This window comes from Streptomyces sp. NPDC003456, assembly GCF_042878735.1.
Classification (GTDB): domain Bacteria; phylum Actinomycetota; class Actinomycetes; order Streptomycetales; family Streptomycetaceae; genus Streptomyces.
The window spans coordinates 1,192,383-1,210,706 of record NZ_JBIAOK010000002.1 but is presented as its reverse complement, the minus strand read 5'-3'; the positions used below and the strand labels follow the sequence as shown (position 1 = coordinate 1,210,706).

General features: G+C 72.2%; 21 protein-coding genes and 1 pseudogene. 11 read left to right on the top strand and 11 right to left on the bottom strand.

Translation table 11 applies throughout. From position 1 onward, the window contains the following. Positions 1-51: 51 nt before the first annotated feature. On the bottom strand, positions 52-2,067 hold the full coding sequence (locus tag ACFYWG_RS10900; RefSeq protein WP_389200661.1) for a BTAD domain-containing putative transcriptional regulator: 2,016 nt from the start codon (positions 2,065-2,067) through the stop codon (positions 52-54). A 167-nt stretch (positions 2,068-2,234) separates the two neighbouring features. Here ACFYWG_RS10900 and ACFYWG_RS10895 point away from each other — a divergent pair, with 167 nt between their 5' ends. The 5 genes from ACFYWG_RS10895 to ACFYWG_RS10875 all read left to right on the top strand — a co-directional run bounded on the left by ACFYWG_RS10895 (position 2,235) and on the right by ACFYWG_RS10875 (position 6,837). Then, positions 2,235-3,119, top strand: coding sequence for an alpha/beta fold hydrolase (locus ACFYWG_RS10895; RefSeq protein ID WP_389200659.1), 885 nt, complete (start codon positions 2,235-2,237; stop codon positions 3,117-3,119). Positions 3,120-3,388: 269 nt separating this feature from the next. Further along, positions 3,389-4,573: a PP2C family protein-serine/threonine phosphatase gene (locus ACFYWG_RS10890; protein ID WP_389200657.1), complete on the top strand. Its 1,185-nt coding sequence runs from the start codon at positions 3,389-3,391 to the stop codon at positions 4,571-4,573. Between the two features lie 267 nt (positions 4,574-4,840). Next, on the top strand, positions 4,841-5,197 hold the full coding sequence (locus ACFYWG_RS10885) for a YciI family protein (RefSeq protein WP_383511631.1): 357 nt from the start codon (positions 4,841-4,843) through the stop codon (positions 5,195-5,197). Next, positions 5,197-6,507, top strand: coding sequence for an RNA polymerase sigma factor (locus ACFYWG_RS10880; RefSeq protein ID WP_389200655.1), 1,311 nt, complete (start codon positions 5,197-5,199; stop codon positions 6,505-6,507). The genes ACFYWG_RS10885 and ACFYWG_RS10880 overlap by 1 nt, the downstream gene beginning before the upstream one ends. A 102-nt stretch (positions 6,508-6,609) precedes the next feature. Next, positions 6,610-6,837, top strand: a complete 228-nt coding sequence (locus ACFYWG_RS10875) for a hypothetical protein (RefSeq protein ID WP_389200653.1) — start codon at positions 6,610-6,612, stop codon at positions 6,835-6,837. Positions 6,838-6,883: 46 nt separating this feature from the next. Here ACFYWG_RS10875 and ACFYWG_RS10870 read toward each other — a convergent pair whose 3' ends face one another. From ACFYWG_RS10870 to ACFYWG_RS10860, 3 genes are all read right to left on the bottom strand, one after another. Continuing rightward, positions 6,884-7,285: an STAS domain-containing protein gene (locus ACFYWG_RS10870; protein ID WP_389200651.1), complete on the bottom strand. Its 402-nt coding sequence runs from the start codon at positions 7,283-7,285 to the stop codon at positions 6,884-6,886. A 333-nt stretch (positions 7,286-7,618) separates the two neighbouring features. Further along, entirely contained in the window at positions 7,619-7,888 is a 270-nt protein-coding gene (locus tag ACFYWG_RS10865; protein ID WP_389200649.1) for a hypothetical protein, read from the bottom strand. A 131-nt stretch (positions 7,889-8,019) separates the two neighbouring features. Continuing rightward, positions 8,020-8,907 (bottom strand): DUF2382 domain-containing protein, encoded by an 888-nt coding sequence (locus ACFYWG_RS10860; RefSeq protein WP_389200647.1) that lies wholly within the window; start codon positions 8,905-8,907, stop codon positions 8,020-8,022. A gap of 310 nt (positions 8,908-9,217) precedes the next feature. Between ACFYWG_RS10860 and ACFYWG_RS10855 the strand changes: the two genes are divergently transcribed. After that, positions 9,218-9,373 (top strand): DUF6131 family protein, encoded by a 156-nt coding sequence (locus ACFYWG_RS10855; protein ID WP_383511958.1) that lies wholly within the window; start codon positions 9,218-9,220, stop codon positions 9,371-9,373. A 198-nt stretch (positions 9,374-9,571) separates the two neighbouring features. On the opposite strand, the gene ACFYWG_RS10850 is transcribed toward ACFYWG_RS10855, so the two are convergent. Next, the gene (locus ACFYWG_RS10850) at positions 9,572-10,624 is read right to left on the bottom strand and encodes a YihY/virulence factor BrkB family protein (RefSeq protein ID WP_389200645.1); all 1,053 of its coding nucleotides are present in this window, start codon (positions 10,622-10,624) and stop codon (positions 9,572-9,574) included. 143 nt (positions 10,625-10,767) lie between these two features. After that, positions 10,768-11,091 (bottom strand): hypothetical protein, encoded by a 324-nt coding sequence (locus ACFYWG_RS10845; RefSeq protein WP_385418421.1) that lies wholly within the window; start codon positions 11,089-11,091, stop codon positions 10,768-10,770. A gap of 433 nt (positions 11,092-11,524) precedes the next feature. Between ACFYWG_RS10845 and ACFYWG_RS10840 the strand changes: the two genes are divergently transcribed. After that, positions 11,525-12,394, top strand: a complete 870-nt coding sequence (locus ACFYWG_RS10840) for a DUF4394 domain-containing protein (RefSeq protein WP_385418419.1) — start codon at positions 11,525-11,527, stop codon at positions 12,392-12,394. Positions 12,395-12,505: 111 nt separating this feature from the next. On the opposite strand, the gene ACFYWG_RS10835 is transcribed toward ACFYWG_RS10840, so the two are convergent. Beyond that, on the bottom strand, positions 12,506-13,105 hold the full coding sequence (locus tag ACFYWG_RS10835) for a DedA family protein (RefSeq protein WP_389200774.1): 600 nt from the start codon (positions 13,103-13,105) through the stop codon (positions 12,506-12,508). Positions 13,106-13,131: 26 nt separating this feature from the next. Next, positions 13,132-13,860: a class I SAM-dependent methyltransferase gene (locus ACFYWG_RS10830; protein WP_389200642.1), complete on the bottom strand. Its 729-nt coding sequence runs from the start codon at positions 13,858-13,860 to the stop codon at positions 13,132-13,134. A gap of 132 nt (positions 13,861-13,992) precedes the next feature. On the opposite strand from ACFYWG_RS10830, the gene ACFYWG_RS10825 reads away from it, so the two are divergent. Together ACFYWG_RS10825 and ACFYWG_RS10820 are read left to right on the top strand one after the other, a co-directional pair. Next, complete coding sequence (locus tag ACFYWG_RS10825) at positions 13,993-15,135, top strand: sensor histidine kinase (RefSeq protein ID WP_389200640.1); 1,143 nt, start codon at positions 13,993-13,995, stop codon at positions 15,133-15,135. Then, positions 15,132-15,800: a response regulator gene (locus tag ACFYWG_RS10820; RefSeq protein WP_389200638.1), complete on the top strand. Its 669-nt coding sequence runs from the start codon at positions 15,132-15,134 to the stop codon at positions 15,798-15,800. Before ACFYWG_RS10825 ends, ACFYWG_RS10820 begins: the two co-directional genes overlap by 4 nt. A 78-nt stretch (positions 15,801-15,878) precedes the next feature. Here the strand turns inward: ACFYWG_RS10820 and ACFYWG_RS10815 are convergent, their stop codons facing one another. Continuing rightward, positions 15,879-16,124, bottom strand: coding sequence for a DUF2283 domain-containing protein (locus tag ACFYWG_RS10815; protein ID WP_389200636.1), 246 nt, complete (start codon positions 16,122-16,124; stop codon positions 15,879-15,881). Positions 16,125-16,235: 111 nt separating this feature from the next. Then, the gene (locus ACFYWG_RS10810; RefSeq protein ID WP_389200634.1) at positions 16,236-16,742 is read right to left on the bottom strand and encodes a hypothetical protein; all 507 of its coding nucleotides are present in this window, start codon (positions 16,740-16,742) and stop codon (positions 16,236-16,238) included. 87 nt (positions 16,743-16,829) lie between these two features. Between ACFYWG_RS10810 and ACFYWG_RS10805 the strand changes: the two genes are divergently transcribed. Further along, a complete protein-coding gene (locus tag ACFYWG_RS10805; RefSeq protein WP_385418398.1) occupies positions 16,830-17,345 on the top strand; it encodes a MarR family winged helix-turn-helix transcriptional regulator in 516 nt (171 codons plus the stop codon). Between the two features lie 140 nt (positions 17,346-17,485). On the opposite strand, the pseudogene ACFYWG_RS10800 reads toward ACFYWG_RS10805, so the two are convergent. Beyond that, positions 17,486-17,662 (bottom strand): annotated as a pseudogene (locus ACFYWG_RS10800) (pyridine nucleotide-disulfide oxidoreductase); the annotation flags it as partial. Between the two features lie 32 nt (positions 17,663-17,694). Here ACFYWG_RS10800 and ACFYWG_RS10795 point away from each other — a divergent pair. Further along, positions 17,695-18,318, top strand: a complete 624-nt coding sequence (locus ACFYWG_RS10795; RefSeq protein ID WP_389200631.1) for a hypothetical protein — start codon at positions 17,695-17,697, stop codon at positions 18,316-18,318. Positions 18,319-18,324 lie beyond the last annotated feature (6 nt).

Below are 18,324 nucleotides of genomic sequence, written 5' to 3'. Positions count from 1 at the left end.
GGTGACCTCGCCGCCGGGAACCCGGTCCGATCGGCGAGGCACCTTCCAGGGTCAGGCGAGCGCCTCGTCGATCCTCCTCAGGTGCTCCTCGACCGGGCCGAACGACACCAGACCGCTGCCCGCGCCCGCTGTCTCGCCTTCCGCCGGAGCCAGTTCCTCGCGGGCCCGGCGCAGGACCGGTGCGTGTCCCACCGCGGCCGCCGCCCGGGCCAGCACGCACCACAGGGCCTCCTGGAGGAGGTCGTGCGGGGGCCGGGGCACCGAGGTGAGAGCTTCTCGGGCCCGGTCGCCGGCGCCTGCGGCCGCCAACAGCAGGGGATCCAGCCAGGACCGGTAGGGGCCCGCGTCCAGGTGGGCGAAGTCGCCGGGGTCGGGGAGGCCGTCGTCCCGCAGCACCGGGACCAGCGCGACGAGCACCGCGGCACCCCGGGCGAGTCCGGGCATGCCGGCGTCCGCCGTCCGGGCGAGGACGTCGTGGTACTCAGGGCGGGCCGCCGTCCAGCCCTCCGTCTCGCACATGCGCAGGGCCCGGTACCAGGCGGTGAACACACTGGCCAGCGGGCGTTCGTTGCGCCGGGCGAGGCGGTCGATCTCCTCGGCCTGTTCGTCGGCCGTCGCCAGGTCGCCGAGCGCGCACCGGGCCTGCAGGCGGACGATCCGCCCGAGCACCTCGTGCGAGGGCAGCTGGTGCTCCACGGCGAGCGCCGTCATCTCGGTGCCCAGCGCGTCGCGGGAGGCCGCCGCTCCGCACGTGGCGAAGGACTGCATGAAGGCACCGTTGAGGGCGAACGCAAGCAGCGCAGGGTCCTGGAGACGGCGTGCGAGGCGCACCGCCTCCTCCGCGGCGCGCTCGCCGCGCAGACGCCAGGGCTCGGGGGCGGGGGGCCGGGCCGCGCACGGGAGCGGGGCGTCCGCGGCGGCGTCGCCGCGGGATTCCACGGCGACGACCGCCAGCAGCCGGGCACGCAGCGCGGCCGGTCCGTCCGGGCCGAGCCGGGCGGCGATGCGTGCCGCGGCGCGGGTCAGTCCGCCGGCGCCTTCGGGGTCGTCGGCGCGGGTCCACGCGGCGGGGACGTCGTAGGAGCCGATGACCCGCGCGGCCAGTTCGGTGTCCCCGGTCGCCTCGGCCGCCGCGACCAGTTCCCGCCGGTGCTCGCGCGCCTCCTGGAGGCCGTCGGCCCCGGTGACCGCCAGGTCGCGCAGCAGTCCGGCGGTGGCGTGCAGGCGGGCCCGCGAGCGGGCCGGGACCGAGCGGTCCCAGGCGGCGGCCGTACGCTCCCAGACGCTGTCGGCGATCCCGGCCGGCTCGACCGGGCCGGCGGGGGCGTGGCGCAGACGGGCCTCGGTGCGCGCCAGGGCGGCGCCGGAGCCCGGACCGAGGGTGCGGGTGAGAACCTCGCGGGCGTGGCGCAGGGCGTGCAGGGCCTCGCCGCGCCGTCCGGAGCGTTCCAGCGCCGTCACCAGCAGCACCCAGCCGTGTTCGCGCTCCGGGTGGGCGGTGAGGTGGGCCTCCAGGTCGGCGACGGCGTCCCTGGCCGCTCCACCGGCCAGCAGCGCGTCGGCCCGCCCCTCGACCGCGTCCAGGCGGAGCGCCTCCAGGCGGGCCCGCTCGGCGGCGGCCCAGGCGGCGCGCGGGAAGTCGGCGAGGACGGGGCCGCGCCAACGGGCGAGCGCCTCGTCCCAGAGGGCGGCCGCCGCATGCGGTGGCGCGGCGGCCGCCTCGGCCGCACCGTCCTCGAAGCGCCAGGCGTCGACGGCGTCCCGTCCGGCGCGCAGGGCGTAGCCGGGACCGTCGGTGACCAGCAGCCGGGACGGCCGGCGCGGCGGACGGCCGGGCTCCAGGCAGCGGCGCAGCGCGGCGACGAAGGTGCGCAGCGCGCCCACGGCGCCGGCCGGGGCCCCTTCCTCCCACAGATCGGCCACCAGCCGGTCGACCGGCACGACCCGGCCCCGGGCGACCAGGAGCCGGCCCAGCACCTCGCGCTGGCGCGGCGCGCCCAGGCCGAGGGGCGTGCCGTCGGCCTCCCAGACGGCGACCGGCCCCAGCAGTCCGAACTCCACGCCCACGGCCTCGTCCCTTCGCGGGCGGCGCACCGGCCCGGGGTGCCGCGCGGCCACTCATCGATCACTGATCCGGGGCCCCCACCCTGGGTGGCGTCCGGACGTCCCGGGGCCGAGGAGGCCCGGGACGTCCACTCTGCCACGGCCCCTGGCCCTCACCGATCGGAGTCGCTGTGACCCACCGCCCGACGATCCCCGGATTCACCGAGCACCGCGTGGCGGTCGACGACGGTGTCACCCTGCACGCCGCCGTCGGCGGCACGGGAAGCCCGGTCGTCCTGCTGCACGGCTTCCCCCAGACCCACCTGATGTGGAGGCACGTGGCCGCCGGCCTCGCCGCCGACCACACCGTCATCTGCCCCGACCTGCGCGGCTACGGTGCCAGCGGCAAGCCCGCCGCGGACGGCCCGGACGTGTACGCCAAGCGCACCATGGCGCGTGACGTCGTCCGGCTCGCGGCCGCGCTGGGGCACGATCGCTTCGTCCTGGCCGGCCACGACCGGGGAGCGCTGGTGGCCTTCCGCGCCGCCATGGACCATCCGAAGGCGGTCTCCCACGCCCTGTTCCTGGACGTCCTGCCGACCCTCGACATGTGGGACGCCCTGAGCGGCGTGTCCGGCGCGGTCGGCTACCACCTGTACCTGATGGCCCAGCCGCCGGGTCTGCCGGAACGCATGATCGCGGCGTGCGCCGAGGACTTCTTCGGCTCGTTCCTCGACGCGTGGACCCATGACCCGCAGGCGATCCCGGCCGGGGTGCGGGCGCACTACCTGGCCGCGTCGGCGGCCGCCGTACCGTCCATCGTGGCCGACTACCGCGCCTCCGCCGGAGTGGACGTCGAGCATGACGGCGCCGACAGGGCCGCCGGAAACCGGCTGGCGATGCCGGTCTCCGTGCTCCAGCAGGACTGGGGCGCGGCCCTCGGCTACCACGCCGAGGGCCTGTGGAGCGCCTGGGCCGACGACCTGCGCCACCGCACGGTGTCCTGCGGTCATTTCATGGCCGAGGAGGACCCCCGCCTGATCGTGGAGGAGATTCGCGCGCTCGCCGCGCGCTGAGCCCACCGCGTCCGCCGGCCCGTTGGTCACCGCAGGCCGCTCCCGCAGTTCGCCAGCTGCCGGGCGACCGCTCGTCGCGGCGCGGGGACCGGCGGCGGATGACGACCGGCACGGCGGAGTGCCCGGGGAAATCGGTGGCGTCCGTCCTGCGGCTGGACCGGCCGTCACTCTATGGTGATCATGTGGTGCGATGGATCCGGCGAGTGCGCAGAGCGATGTCCACCGGGTCTGCCCTGCCCGGCGATCCGTCCGAGCACCACGAAGTGGTCGTGTCCCGTCTTTCCGCGCTGCGCAGGGCGTCGGCTCGGATCGGCACGACCTTGGACGAGGCGACGACCTACGGGGAGCTGACCCGGGAGGCTGCCCTGCAGATGGACGGCACGGCCGCCGTTCTGCGCGGTGAGGATGCGCCGGGCGCCCCGTACACGGCTGTCCGCGGTGATCCGGCCTTGCTGCCTGATGCGGGGTGGGTCCTGGCCACCGCCCGTGAGAAGGCACTCTCTTGGGAGGCCGGCCACGTGACCTCGCTGCCGCGCTCGGCCCGGCCCGTGCTCTGTGTGCCCCTCGCCACCGGCAGCGACAGCTACGGCGTCCTGGTGTGCGCTCGGGGCGCGGTGCCGTTCACCCGCCTTGATGCGGAAGTCTGCATCCTGCTGGCCGATCGCGCGGCCTCCCATGTCCGGCAGGCGCGGGAGCACCAGCGGGTCAGTGGCCTCGTCGGGAAGCTGCAGAGCGCTCTGCGCGTCGAGCCCGGCCGCCCCCACCCCAACCTGGACGTCGCCACCCGCTACCTGCCCGCAGGGCAGAGCGCCACGGTGGGCGGTGACTGGTGCGAGACCGTCCGCCTGCATTTCGGCCGTACGCTGCTCGTCGTCGGTGACGTCATGGGCCATGGTCTCGAAGCGGCCGTCGACATGACCGCCTACCGCTCCGCCCTGCGCTACACCGCCTCCGCCGACCTGCCGCCGCACCGCGTGCTGCGCCAACTCGACGAGATCGCCTCCAGTGAGCCGGACCGCCGCCCGGCCACCTGTCTTGTCGCGCGTGCCGACCCCGCCCGCGAACAGGTTGCCGTCGCGAGCGCCGGCCATCTGCCGCCGGTGGTGATCGACGCCCAAGGGGCAGCGTCCTTGCTTCCCGTCCCTGTCGGTCCGCCCTTGGGAACCGGACTCGGCGGATACCAGTCGCAGACGCACCGCCTGGCTCCGTCCCAGACGCTGGTGCTGTTCACCGACGGACTGGTCGAACGCCGTGGCGAGGACATCGACCGGTCCCTGCACCGGCTCACCGAGGCCACCTTCGCCGCGGACGCGAGCCCCGAGCAGGTCCTCGACCGCCTGCTCGCCGGCCTCGGCGCCCACCAGGCCGAGGACGATGTCGCCCTCCTCGCAGCCCGGGTGCAGGCTCCCGGCCAGGACAGCGAGGCCGCCGGCCCCGACGCCGGCGAGGACTGAGCGGCAGCGCATGCCGCGGCGGTCTCGGCGCGCGCGAAGCTGGCCGCCGCCAGGGCCGTCGGCCAGGCGTGCCGGAGTAGTCGCTTCGGGGCCGCAGGAGTGCACTTCAGGCACGCGAAGCGGACTCCGGCACGCACGGCGGCGCCGGCGCCGGAAAAATCTTGAAGACGATCCAGGCCTGGCTGTCGATTCGGCGGCAGGTTGTTCGTCGTTCCTGATGACGGAGCCGGAAAGGCCGGCCCGCGACCCAGTACAGGAGGCAGTTCCATGGCCAAGTACGCAATCCTCATCTACGAAGACCCGGCCTTCTACGCGAACGCGTCGCCCGAGGCGTGGGGCGCGGTGATCGACGCGCACAGCACGTTCACCAAGCAGGTCTCGGAGCTCGGTGGGTCCCTCGCGGGCGGGGAGGCGCTCGCGCCCACGACGACGGCCACCACGATCAAGGGGGCCGGCACGGTGACGGACGGCCCGTTCGTCGAGACCAAGGAGGCCTTCGGCGGCTTCTACGTGGTCGAGGCGCGCGACCTCGACCACGCCGTCGAGATCGCCAAGCTGTGCCCGGCGCCCGGCGGCGGCGTCGAGGTCCGCCCGGTCGTGGACCCGACGACGAACCCGTTCTGATGGCTCCCAGCGACGAGCCGACCGCGTCCGCCAGGCAGGCGGACGCGGTCGCTGCCGCGCTGGCGCAGGCCCACCGCTCCGAGTGGGCCTTCGTGCTGTCCGCCACGGTGCGCGTCGCGGGCGACCTGGACGTCGCTGAGGAGTGCGCGCAGGAGGCGTACGTCAGCGCGCTGCAGGCCTGGACCCGGGACGGCGTCCCGGAGCGGCCCGGCGCGTGGCTGACCACGGTGGCGCGGAACCAGGCGCTGGACCGGTTGCGTCGTGACGCCACCCTCCGGCGCAAGCTCCCGCTGCTCGTGGAGCCGGCCGTCGATCCGCACGACCCGGCCGACCTGGACCGGCCCGACGCCGCGGTGCCGGACGACCGGCTCCGGCTGGTGTTCACCTGCTGCCACCCCACCCTCGCCCCCGAGGCCCGCGTCGCCCTCACCTTGCGCCTGGTCTGCGGCGTTCCCACGCCCGACGTCGCCCGGGCCTTCCTGGTGTCCGAGCCGACGATGGCGGCACGGATCACCCGGGCCAAGAAGAAGATCTCCGAAGCGCGGATCCCCTACCGGGTTCCGGGCCGGGCGGAGCTGCCCGAGCGCCTGGACAGCGTGCTCACCGCCGTCCACCTGCTCTTCAGCACCGGCCACACGGCCGGCGAGGGGGACGCGCTCGTCCGTGAGGAGCTCTGCGACCGGGCCCTGCACCTCGCGCGCACCCTCGCCGCGCTGCTCCCCGAGCAGGCCGAGACCCGCGGCCTGCTGGGCCTGCTGCTCCTCACCGACGCGCGCCGGGCCACCCGGACCGACGAGCAGGGTCGGCTGCTCCTGCTCGCCGACCAGGACCGGACGCGCTGGGACCAGCGCGCGATTCTGGAAGGGCTCACGGTGACGGCCGGGGCGCTGGCGTCCGGCCCACCGGGGCGGTTCACCCTGCAGGCGGCGATCGCCGGCGTGCACGCGATGGCGCCGTCCCTGGAGCAGACCGACTGGCCGCGCGTCGTGCACCTCTACGACCGGCTGCTGGCGGTGTGGAACACCCCGGTGGTCGCGCTCAACCGGGCCGCCGCCGTGGCGTTCGCCGACGGTCCGGCCGCCGCCCTGCCGCTCCTCGACGAGCTGGCGACCGATCCCCGGCTCGCCGACTACCCCTACCTTCCCGCCACCCGCGCCGAAGTGCTGCGCCGCCTCGGCGACGCCGCCGGCGCGGCTCAGTCGTACCGGCGCGCGATGGAGCTCACGGCGAACGCCGCGGAGCGCGCCTTCCTGGAGCAGCGCCTGGCCGAGGTCGGGTGTTGGTCACGCCGGGGCGATGAGGACGGCTAATGGGTGCAGCTTCCTGAACACTTCTGGATGCCGAGGGCTGCCGCTAACGGATCGACACCGTCGGCTTCTCTCTCCCGCTCAGGCATGTGGGCCTCCTGGCCGGTGGAGGAGTACCTGGGCCTGCTCGGCACCTGCCGCCGCGACCTCACACCGCTGCGCGCCGTCTTCGCCGATCTCCTCGCCGGATGCCGCGCCGACGCAGAGCCGTACACCCCGCAAGACGAAGGCACCGTCCGGCGGTTGCTCCAGAAGCCGGGCCCCGGCGTTGTGCGGCCTGTTGTCGGCAGCCTGTGCCGCCGTGCTCGCGGCCAGTTCGACGCGAGCACGTAGGGAGACAGCGCAACCGCTGCCCGCCTGAGACAGACCCGCTGCCGGTTCACGGCAGGTGCGAGCCGCCGCCACAGGGCTGTTCAGCCACGCACGGCCAGTTCAGGGAGTCAGGCTTGCCGCCATGCTGGGGCGTCAGCCCGAACGTGGTGTCCAGGTCGGTGAGAGCGAGCAAACCGCGCAGGGACGGCCGGGCTCCCTGCAGTACGAGTTGCGTCCCGGACTCGTGGCAGATGCCTCGGGCGGCCACCAGGGCCGAGACGCCGGCGGCGTCACAGAAGGACACCGCGGAGAGGTCCGTCACCAGTCGGGCCGGCCGGCGCTCCAGGCACTGCTGCACCGCGGCGGCAAGGTGCGGGCTGGTGAACACGTCCAACTCACCGACGACGGCCAGCCGGGTGGTGCTGTCCTCGTGAAGGACCAGTGTGGTGACTCCGGCGACGCCGCTCACGGAGCTGCTGCCCCTGCTGCAGCAAGGGCAGATGCCGTCATGGACGCGCATGCAGGTGACATGGGCGTGGCGGGGAGGTCGACGGTGCTCTTGCCGCGGCCCGCTTTCTGGTTCATGCCTGGGCGTGTTCCCCGCCTCATGGAGCGCTTGCCGGCATTCACGCTATCGGGCAATCAGTCCACCTGCTCAGCCCAGAAATCAGTGGTGAACCCTTATCCTGCGGCCCGGCACCGCCCCGTTCGCCATCGGGTGGGCGGCTGAGCGGCGCACCCGGAGGGTGTGTCGGTGCACCCGGAGGCGCCTCCGGGTGCACCGACGGCCCTCCCGTGTCCCCTACTTGCCGGTGGAGGTGACACCGAACATCAGGGTGCGGCGGGAGACGTCGTAGTGCACCGTCTTGGTGTTGGCCAGCAGGTCCTGCAGGACGTCGGCGTCGTCGGCGCCCACCGTCAGCACCTCTTCCCAGGCGCCCTCGTCCAGGACCAGTTGCAAGGTGAAGGTGCCCGGCCGGCCGGGCTCCCCTGCCACCCAGCTGAACTGGTAGTGGTTGACCTGGCGGACCTTGATGCTGTCATCGGTGACGGGTTGTGGAACCTTGGGCATGTCGAAACCGTCCTCGTCAGTCCAGAGGGCACCGGCCGTCTCGGCCGATGCCGGCAGTCGGGTTTGCCGGGCACGTAACGGCCCGCTCGCGCTTCCTGCAGGCGGGCCGCACGTACCAACGGGATTGGCCGCTAACGGTCGTAGCGGTCCTCGTCGACGCCTTCGGTGTCGATGTGCTCCTTGCGGACCTGGCCGCGCACCGTCTCCTCGTCGGTGTATTCGTCGGTGGTCATCCGCACCCGCTCCACCGGGACCGTCTCGGTCTCGGTCACCGGGCGCTCCTCGTGCAGGGTGACCTCGTGCTCGGCCTCGGTGATGTCGGGCCCGGACAGGGCGGCGTCCAGGTTGTCGTCCGTGATCGGCTCGCGCTCGACACGCACTTCCTCCCGGTGTACCGGCACGGTCTGCTGGACCTCCTCGGTCACCACGTACTTGCGCAGCCGGGCCCGGCCCACCTCGCGGCGCTCGACGCCGACGTGCATGCGCTCCTCCGAGCGGGTCATGGCGTCGTCACCGCTCACCCCGATGTCGGCGTAGCCGGCCCTGCCGGTCGTCTCATCGGTGCCCGCGTAACCGGGCATGCCCGTCGTCCCACCGGTGTCGGTGTAGCCGGGCCGGTGCGTCGTCTCGCCGGTGCCGGTGTGGGCCCAGCCGCCCTGGCCGTATGCGCCGGGGTCGTCGGCCTGTTGCCAGGCTGCGTCCCAGTCGATGCCGTAGTGCTCGTAGAGGCGCTGCTCTTCGTCCTCGGAGAGATGACCTCCTGCGTCCACGTCCACGTTGGGCGCGTCCTTGACCTTGGCCTTGGGATAGGGCACCTCGAGGTGGTCCTCCACCACGGACGCCTCGTGAATGGGCACGAACGACTCGCTGGTGCCGAACAGACCGGTCTTGACACTGACCCACTCGGGCTGGCCGGTGGCGTCGTCGAGGAAGACGTGCTTCGCCTCGCCGATCTTGTCTCCGTCGGTGTCGTAGACCGGGTGTTCCATCACGGTCGGGATCTGCTCACGGGTGATCACGTAGACCTCCCCCTTCGTACTTGTCGGGTTCTGGCTGACTGTCCGGCTCACCACCGCAGACACGGCAGCGGGACACCCTCCCCCACGGTCGGCACGACGACGGGGGACGGTCTGTCTGTCCAGTCCGGATCGAACAGCGCTGCCGCCCGCGCTTCCCGAGGCGGTCTGTGCCGTCACCACCGCCGGGTGTCCCTTATGTCCTGAGACACACGACTAGATTCGCCGGGTTCGGTTCTCATGCGCCCGCAGGTTTGGAAAGCGGCAGAGCGGGTTCACCTTGGAAGCAGCACTACTTCAAACGGAGGCGGTCATGCTCCTCCTCGGCATCATCCTGCTGATCATCGGGTTCATCACCGGCATCTCGGCCCTGTGGACGATCGGAATCATCCTCGCGGTCATCGGCGCAGCACTGTGGATCATGGGTTCCATGGGGCACGCAGTCGCCGGTCGCCGCCACTACTGGTAAGCGCACGAGCGGACAGGACGGCGCCTGCGGCAGCGTGCCGTTCGCTGGACGGCGCCTGCCCGGCGAGCCGGGCAGGCGCCGTCCGGCATCGCGGGCGCCGTCTGCGGGCTTGAGCGACGTGGCGCAGGGTGTGAACGGCATGCCTGGGCCGCCGGGGGGGGGCAGTGGGCCGGTCGGGCGGGGCCAGGCGGGAGCCGGTCAGGCTTCGTCCAGGCGGCGACGGTCCTCCTCGTCCCACTTACGGGTGTCGCGGGGCTGGGTGTAGGGCTCGGCCCCCGGCGGGTGCCCGCCGGCGATGGCCCGCTGACGTACCGTCTCCGCGTCGAACTCCAGGCCCAGCAGGATCGCCAGGTTGGTGATCCACAGCCAGATGAGGAACACGATGACACCCGCCATGGTGCCGTACGTCTTGTTGTAGGAGCCGAAGTTGGCGACGTAGAACGCGAAGCCGGCCGAGGCGATCATCCAGATCAGCAGGGCCAGGAAGCTGCCGGGGGTCACCCAACGGAAGCCCTTCACCTTCGCGTTGGGGCTCGCCCAGTACAGGATGGCGATCATCATAGTGACCAGGAGCACCAGGACGGGCCACTTGGCGATCGACCACACCGTCAGCACGGTGTCTCCTACCCCCAGGGCCTGCCCGGCCTGCCGGGCGAGCGAGCCGGTGAACACCACGATCAACGCGCTCACCACCGCCAGCACCATCAAGACGATCGTGATCCCGACCCGTACCGGCAGCACCTTCCACACCGGCCGGCCCTCGGGCATGTCGTAGACGGCGTTGGAGGCGCGGATGAACGCCGCCACATAGCCGGAGGCCGACCAGATCGCCAGCACCAACCCGACGATCGCCATGACCGATCCGACACCGGCGTTGCCCTGCAACTGCTCGACAGCACCGGTGATGATGGTGCGCGCGGAGCCCGGGGCGAACTTCTGCAGGTTCTCCAGCACCGCGTCGGTGGTGGACTTGCCGGCGAGCCCCAGCAGGGAGACCAGCGCCAGCAGCGCCGGGAACAGCGACAGCACCCCGTAGTAGGTCAGGGCCGCGGCGCGGTCGGTCAGCTCGTCGTCCTTGAACTCCTTCAGTGCCCCCTTCAGCACGCGGCCCCAGGCCGGCTTGGGCAGCTCCGCCGGGGAGTCGGGGGCGCGCCGCTCGACTTCCGGCCCCGGTCCCGGCGTCTCCTGCCCTGCCGGCGTCTCGTCACCGCGGTGACTTTCTTTTTGTCCCGGAAGGTGTAGTTTCGCCATGGCCGTCGGGTAACCAGCCTCGTGCTCCTCCTAACCGGCAGCCGGCACCGCGCCCGGCTTGCCCCCGCGGGACGTCCTCGCCGGCTCACCCACCCGGACATCGCCGCACGGTGGCGCTCTGTCGATCGCGGCCCTCCGCCTGCTCACCGGCTCCACGCTTGCCATGCGGTGTCCACGGTGGTGTGCCAGTGAGCCCGGGCATCGGCCGTCAGCCGGCCACGGACAGGGGTGGACGCCAGCACATGGAGGGCGTGAAGGTGCTCCGGCCAGGGCGCCGACAGCACCGTGCCCGACGCGGTGATGTCGAGTTCTCGCAGGTCCAGCACGACGACCCTCGCTCCGGCGCAGCGCTCGGTCAGCTGGTCGCGCAGGACGTGGGTGGTGTGCGCGGTCAGGCGCCCGGACACCGCGAACCACAGGTGGGTGCCCGTCAACGCCAGCAGACGGATCCGGAAGAGCGCCGACACGCTCGTCTCACCGCGTCCGGATGTGTGCGGGCGAATCGCGGCGTCCTGGTTCGGCTGACCCCGTGCGGTCGCCACGTCCTGTCTCGGCTGTCCCCGTGCTGGGTATGCGTTCCCGGCTGTGCGCCCGCATCAGCGCGGTGGGCCGAGCCACCCGAGCGCCGGGCGCAGCGATGCGACTCAGCCGGCGTGGGCCGTTGTCCTCTGTCACACAGGGAATCCGGGGCTGCCGCACGGGCGGATTGGGTCTGCGGGGGCGGAGAACTACGGCAGCAGCAGCAGCTCCTCTGCGATGCCTAAGAGGCCGAGACACCGGGCCGCTCTTGCGCCCTTTCGGGTGGCATCGGCTGCCACTCCCCAACCGCTGCCACTCCGGCACCGGATTCCCGGCGAGACCCCGATCAACGTGCTCGGGGCCGTTCCTACGAGGAGTGTCATGCGCACCCGTACCGCAGCAACCGCCGGTGTCGTGCTGGCCGCCGTCTGCGCCGCCCCCGCTCTCGCGGCCGTCGGCCAGCCGCTCGGCCAGACGTCGGCCTCGGGCCACCAGCACCGGGGCCTGGTGGCCGTCGGCCTGACCAGCGACCAGCGCCTGGTCGAGTTCGGCGTCGACAAGCCCGCCGCCACCCGCCTGCTGGGCAAGATCACCGGCTTGGCCGGGGACACCAAGCTCGTCGGCATCGACTTCCGCGTGCAGAACGAGAAGCTGTACGGCGTCGGCGACAAGGGAGGCATCTACACCCTCAGCACCCGCGCCAAAGCGAAGAAGGTCTCCCAGCTGACGGTCGCGCTGTCCGGCACCGGCTTCGGCGTGGACTTCAACCCGGCCGCCAACCGCCTCAGGGTCATCTCCAACACGGGCCAGAACCTGCGGCACAACATCGACGACCCCGCGGCCCCGCAGACCACCACTGCCGACGGCACGCTCACCAACCCCACCACCCCGCCCTCCACCGCCATGGGGGTCACCGGCGCCGCGTACACCAACAACGACCTCGACGCGGCCACCGCGACCACGCTGTTCGACCTCGACACCATGGCCGACCGGATCTCCCTGCAGTCCCCCGCCAACGCAGGAACCCTCGCCCCCGTCGGCAACCTGCGTGTCGACGCCGACCTGAACGCGGGCTTCGACATCCACTACAGCCCGGCCACCGGCACGAACCACGGCTACGCCACCCTCAAGACGGCCGGCGCCTACCGCCTGTACGGCATCAACGTCCTCACCGGCAAGGCCACCAGCAAGGGCGCATTCCCGAAGAAGCACCAGGTCACAGACCTGGCCCTGCCCCTCAACCAGAAGTAGCCCCGCCTCGGCGGAGGAACGCACCCGGCCCGCAGGACGCAGGACGCGCTTCTGCGGGCCACCCCGCCTTCGCCGCCTTCGTGGAACGCGGCTGGGTCGACCGCCGCCGGCCTACCTGTCGGGGCCGGCCGCACCAGGTGATGAGGCGCTGCTCTTGTGCGTCTTCATCCAGAACACGAGCGCGGCTGCCGCTACGACGAGGGCTGCGAGCACGGGCGCGCCCCAGGCAGGCGCACGCTGCACGGAGGCGGCGGCCATGTAGCCGGCGCCGGCCTCTGCGGTCGCCCACAGGGGCGCTGCGAGCACGCTGTAGGGGGCGATGCGGCGGTAGGGCAGCTGAGTGGCGCCGGCCAGGTGCGGGGTCAGGGTGCGGACCACGGGGATGAACCGGGTGACGAGCAGGGCTGGACCGCCGCGGCGGGCCATCAGGTGCTCGGTGCGCCGCCAGGCGGTCACGGGGATGCGGGTGCCGATGCCGGCGGTGCGCAGACGGGCCCCGAGTGTGCGTCCGGTGCGGTGGGCGAGGAAGTCTCCCGTGACGACGGCGCCGGCGGTGCTGCCGACGACGAGCAGCAGGTGCAGGTGTCCGGCGCGGGCGAGGGCGCCGGCCGTGAGCAGCAGGGTCAGTGTGGGGATGAAGGCGCCGATCAGGAGAACGGACTCGGCCAGTACGGCGGCCGTGAGGATCAGGTAGGCGGCGGTGGGGGGCACGTCGCTCAAGAGGCTCGACAGGGTGTTCATGCCGTGATGTCCGCGGCTTGTGCGGGCGGGACGGCGGGAGTGGGACCGGTGGGGCGCTGCAGCCGCCAGACCTTCGCCGGGGGAAGGTTGGCCCAGACGGTCCAGCAGCCGGTGGCGTAGCGGCGCCGGTAGTGGGCCACGGCCTCTTCGACGGCGCGATGCCGGCGGCTCTGGGCACGGCTGGAGACCAAGCGGCGAGCCTGTCGGGTGCCCAGGTAGGCGAAGTAGGTGAGGGTGCCGCCGGGGTGGAGCAGCTCCAGGTACCGGTTCATGATCGTTTCGGCTTGCTCCGGGGTGAAGTTGGTCAGGGGCAGGCCCGAAACGATCACGTCGTAGCGGCGGTCGGTGTCCAGTTCCTCCAGGTAGCTCTGGTGGACGCGGACCTGGTCGGGGTCCCGGGCCAGGTGGGGATGGCGGTGGGTGAGGTGGCGCAGGCGCTCGGCGAAGCGCGGGTTGGGCTCGACGACGTCGAGACGGCTGCCCGGGATGAGCTGGGTGAGGAGAGCGCGGGTGACGGCTCCGGTGCCCGCGCCCGCCTCCAGGATGTCCAGAGGGCGCGGGGCCTGCTCGCGTACGGGTCCGGTGAGCGCATGGGCCAGGGCCTTGCCACTGGGCGCGACGGCACCGGTGGTGCGCACGTCACGGGCGGCTTCGATGAGGAACATCCAGCCCTCGGCATGGCGCTGCGCGAGGACACGGTCGTGGGAGGTGGTCCAGTCGTCCATGGATGTGACGGTAGGAAGCGGCCCGGGCTTGCAGATCGGCTGATCGGCGCGCGACGAACCCTACGAAAGTAGGGGGTCGGCGCCGCAGGGCGGTGGGGGTCCTCCGCTCGCCGACGGCCTAGGCTTGCGCGAGTGAGCTGGGACGAAGGACCCGCGTGGAGGGTGTACGGGCGCGGCGCGCTGGTGGTGCTGCTGACGGTGGTGGCGGTGCAGAACACGGCCGCGACCATGAACGGGCGCTACGCCACCCTCGCCGCCGTGGCAGCCATGGCGTGCGGCGCCGCACTGCTGGTACGCCGACCCTGGCTGCTGGCTCCCGCGTTGACCACGCTCGCGAGCGCGGTGTGGGGCTGGCCGCTGCTGTCCCTGCTTCTGGTCGCCCTGTTCGAGCTTGCCGCGGCCCGCCGGACAGGGGTCGCGGTCGCGTGCGCCGTGGTCGCTCAGGCTGCCAACGCGATCACCGATCCACCCATCTCCCTGTGGACCCCGCAGCAGTACGGCTCCAGTCTGTTCCTGCTCCTGGCCGTGGTGGCCGGCTTGTGGGTGGGCGGGCGCCGGCGCCTCGTGGCAGCGCTCGGCACTCAGGTGGAGCATCTGCGGCTGGAGCGTGAGCTGCGCGAGCAGGCCGCCCGGGCGGCCGAGCGGTCCCGTATCGCGGCGGAGATGCACGACGTGCTCGCCCACCGTCTGAGTCTGATCGCCCTGCACACCGGCGTTCTGGCCACGAAGGCCGATGCTCTGCCCGAACCGGTGGCCGAGCGGCTGGCCCTGCTGCGCACCGCCTCGACCGAAGCCCTCGGCGACCTGCGCGATGTGCTGGGCGCCCTGCGCGACACCCCCGGAGACGCTGCCTCCGCTCCGCCCGCCCCCGTTCTGCGTGAGGTGGACGACCTGGTGGAGGAGGCGCGTGCGGCCGGACAGCAGGTCGGCTTCACCGTGACCGGGAACCCCGAGTCGGCCCCGGTCGCGCACCGGCTGGCCGCCTATCGCATCGTGCAGGAAGCTCTCTCCAACGCGCGCAAGCACGCCCACGGCGCGCCGGTCACCCTCCGCCTCGGATGGGAAGCGCCCGCCACCACCGTGGAGATCATCAACACCCCAGGAACTCCCGCCTCGGCGCCTGTCGATTCCGGCTTCGGCCTGGTGGGCCTCCGTGAGCGCGTCACCGCGCTCGGCGGCCACCTGCACGCCGGCCCCGGTGGCGCCGGTGCCTGGCGGCTGTCCGCCCGCATCCCTCACCCGCCCGCTGCCGGGCAGAACGGGGTCCGCACGTGATCCGCGTCCTGATCGCCGACGACGACGCTCTCGTCCGCCTCGGTCTCGCCGACCTCCTCGAAGGGGACGACGGCATCGACGTCGTCGCCCAGGCCGCCGACGGGCAGCACGCCGTCGAGCTGGCCACCGCCCATCACGTGGACGTGGCCCTGGTCGACGTGCGCATGCCCCGCATGGACGGCATCACCGCCACGGCACGGCTGCGCGCCCTCCCCCACCCCCCGAAGGTGATCACTCTGACCACCTTCGACCTCGACGAGTACGTCTACGACGCTCTCGGGGCGGGCGCCGACGGCTTCCTCCTCAAGGACACCGACCCCACCGAGATCCTGCGGGCCGTCCATCTGGTCGCCGCCGGATCGGCCATGCTCCACCCCAGGGCCGCCCGGCGCCTCATCGACCGCTACCACCAGGTCCACACCCCGCAGGCCTCGGCCGCACGGTCCAGACTCCAAGGGCTGACCCCGCGCGAACGGGACGTGCTGGCGCTGCTCGCCCAGGGCGAGACCAACGCCGACATCGCCGTCCGCCTTCGCATGCGGGAGAGCACCGTCAAAGCCCACGTCAGCCGGATCCTCACCGCCTTGGACGTCACCAACCGCGTGCAGGCAGCCCTCCTGGCCCGCGACGCCGGCCTCGACCGACCGGCGGACGGAACCAGGTGACGCCGGGACGGAACCATGTGACGCCGGAAGTGGCCGCCGTGGCTGTGCGGGGCAGCAGTCGTCACGCTGATGCGAGGCTCAACAGTCCTCGGGGTCCAGCCGCTCAGCGGCATGGAGCACATACTCGGGGAGCTTGGAGGTGGCGTCTAGGACCTCGATGCCGATGAGGCGGCCTTGCTCATCGAAGTCGAGGTTGATCATGCCGTCCACGTTGATCGGATCGCAGGGATACATGCGCGCCGATCTCACATTGACCTGTGGATCGGTGAAGTAGATGTACGCAGCATTCACGGTCTTGTCGTAGGTGACTTTGACGTCGGGCACGATGCCGAGTCCCTCCTGTTTCTGCACCCGTCCGGAGGCGCCCGGCGAGCAGCGGGCGCCATCGTACGGACTGCCGGTTCCGGCCCCGTGGGGAATCGGCGGTTCGGCCGGTCAGCCTCCCGTGGAGGAGCCCGGCCGGACGATCATGAGGACGAGGACGATCGCCCAGAGCAGCGAGAAGATGCCGGTGGTCATCGACAGTTGCTTCAGCAGCGTGGTGGACTCCTGAGCGGTGCTGGGCTCAGCAGGTGAAGCCTCTCCCCCGGTCGGACGGCGTCCATCCTCGTTCAGCAGGGCAAGGGCCTCCTGCTGGTCGGGGATGATGCGCGTGATGAGCAGGCCTGCCGCGATCGCGGTCAGTGTGAGCGAGGCGATCACCCAGGGATCCTTCGTCACGTTCATGGCGACGGCGGTGGCGATGCCCAGCACAGGCACCGCCGCGCTGACCGAGGCGTACACGCGGGTGAGCCTGTGGAGCAGCCGGGCCTCGGGGGCCTCGTTCGACCACCCGTTGAGGCTGTTGCGCATACTCCGGGGGAAGAGGCTGGCGGCGACGGTCACCGGCCCCACAGCCAGGACGGCGACCAGTACATGCAGTGTCAGGAACAACTTGTTCATCAACATGGCCCTAGTTTTAGGTTGGCTAAAACTTACGACCGGGACAGTAGCATCGGTCGTCGGCGACGGGAGAGGAGGGCTGGTGCGGTGAGCGGCGATGTGGTTGCGGACCCGGGCGGAGCGGCGCGCGGGACGGGCCGGAAGGTCCCGGTGATGCCGCTGTCGTTGCAGCTGGCCGGGGTCGGGCGCATGGTCCGGGAGGCGGTCGAGAGCCGCTTGGAAGGGAGCGGGCTGTCCGTCCGTCTGCTGGGGGTGATGGGCCACCTCTCCGCATCACCCGGCCTGTCCATCAGCGAACTCGCGCGCAGGGCGCGGATCAGCGCGCCGAGCATGCTCGCGCTCGTGCGGCAGCTCGAAGCGGAGGGGCTCGTCGAGCGCACCAGCCCGGCGGGCAGGGGCAACACCGCGCAGCTGAGCGTGACGGACGCGGGCCGGCGGGCCCGTATGCGGGCGAATCAAGCGCTGTCCGATCTCGACAGCGTGCTCTTCGACTCCCTGACGCCGGAACAGCGTGACGTGCTGAGCGATGCTCTTCTGCGGGTCGGCACGGTGCTCTCCGATGCGATGCCCCGATCCGCGCCGCCGCCTGAGCGGGAGCGGTGACGCTCATACCCCGTTCCGGGGCAGCTTTCGGGACACCTGGACGGCGAGAAGAACACCGGAAGCTCGGCCGTCCGGCGCCGCGCTGCCGCCGCTCGAGCCCGCCAGCGGTCAGGGGCTGACCTTCTGGTGCGGGGCGGGAGCTACAGCAGTTCGGTGATCAGGCGGGCCGCGTCGCGGGCGGGGCGGCCGACCCCGATCAGTGTGGCGGAGGCCGGTCCGGTCCAGTCGCCGTAGCCGAGCAGGTGCAGGCGGGGTTCGCCGACCGCACGGGTGCCCTCGGTCGCGATGTGCGCGCGCGTGCCGCGGAGCCGGAGCGGGCCGTGTCTGTGGCTGGTGCCAGAATCGACGGGTGCTGATCAACGGATACGACGTCAGCCCGTTGGTGGCGGGCGAGTCACTGCTGGCCCGCCCGGGCTTCTGGTCGAACTACCTTCTGTCGATGTGTAGCGACGGGGGGTGTGCCGAGCGGCCGGTTCCGGAGTGGTTCGGTGAGGACGGCGCCGATGTCGACGCCCTGTCCGAGGTCCTCTTCGATCCCGAACGCTGGCCGGTGTTCAGGGTGCCGGCAGAAGACGGTCCCGGGGCTGTAGTGATCTACCGCAACCTGGATGGCGACTACGGCACCGACTATCTCCTCACCCATCCCGGCAGAAGCTGCGCCGAGCAGATCGCCAGCTGGGACGGCGACTTCTCGGGCACTGGGCTGACATGGCGTGAACTGATCCGGATTGCTGACAGCCCGTCCTTCGCGGCCGATGGCGTCCAGGACACTGGCATCCGCTTCCTTCTGCTGCTTCCCCTCCTCACCGACCCGGACATGCCGGAAACAGCATCGGCAAGGCTTATGGCCGCTTTGGCCGTGGTCGGCGCGCCCCAGGACACCGCCTCCATCGCGGCGGAGCACCTGCTGGCCCACCTCACGAGGAGATCCCGACACGACCCCACCTGGGCGTCTCCGCTGAGCGGCAGCTGAGAGGCA

Coding starts and splice junctions, on each gene's coding strand:
- ACFYWG_RS10830 (WP_389200642.1), bottom strand. CDS start 13,860: ATGGACGACTGGACCACCTCCCACGACCGTGTCCTCGCGCAGCGCCAT.
- ACFYWG_RS10885 (WP_383511631.1), top strand. CDS start 4,841: ATGGCCAAGTACGCAATCCTCATCTACGAAGACCCGGCCTTCTACGCG.
- ACFYWG_RS10850 (WP_389200645.1), bottom strand. CDS start 10,624: ATGGCGAAACTACACCTTCCGGGACAAAAAGAAAGTCACCGCGGTGAC.
- ACFYWG_RS10840 (WP_385418419.1), top strand. CDS start 11,525: ATGCGCACCCGTACCGCAGCAACCGCCGGTGTCGTGCTGGCCGCCGTC.
- ACFYWG_RS10880 (WP_389200655.1), top strand. CDS start 5,197: ATGGCTCCCAGCGACGAGCCGACCGCGTCCGCCAGGCAGGCGGACGCG.
- ACFYWG_RS10865 (WP_389200649.1), bottom strand. CDS start 7,888: ATGCCCAAGGTTCCACAACCCGTCACCGATGACAGCATCAAGGTCCGC.
- ACFYWG_RS10855 (WP_383511958.1), top strand. CDS start 9,218: ATGCTCCTCCTCGGCATCATCCTGCTGATCATCGGGTTCATCACCGGC.
- ACFYWG_RS10810 (WP_389200634.1), bottom strand. CDS start 16,742: ATGAACAAGTTGTTCCTGACACTGCATGTACTGGTCGCCGTCCTGGCT.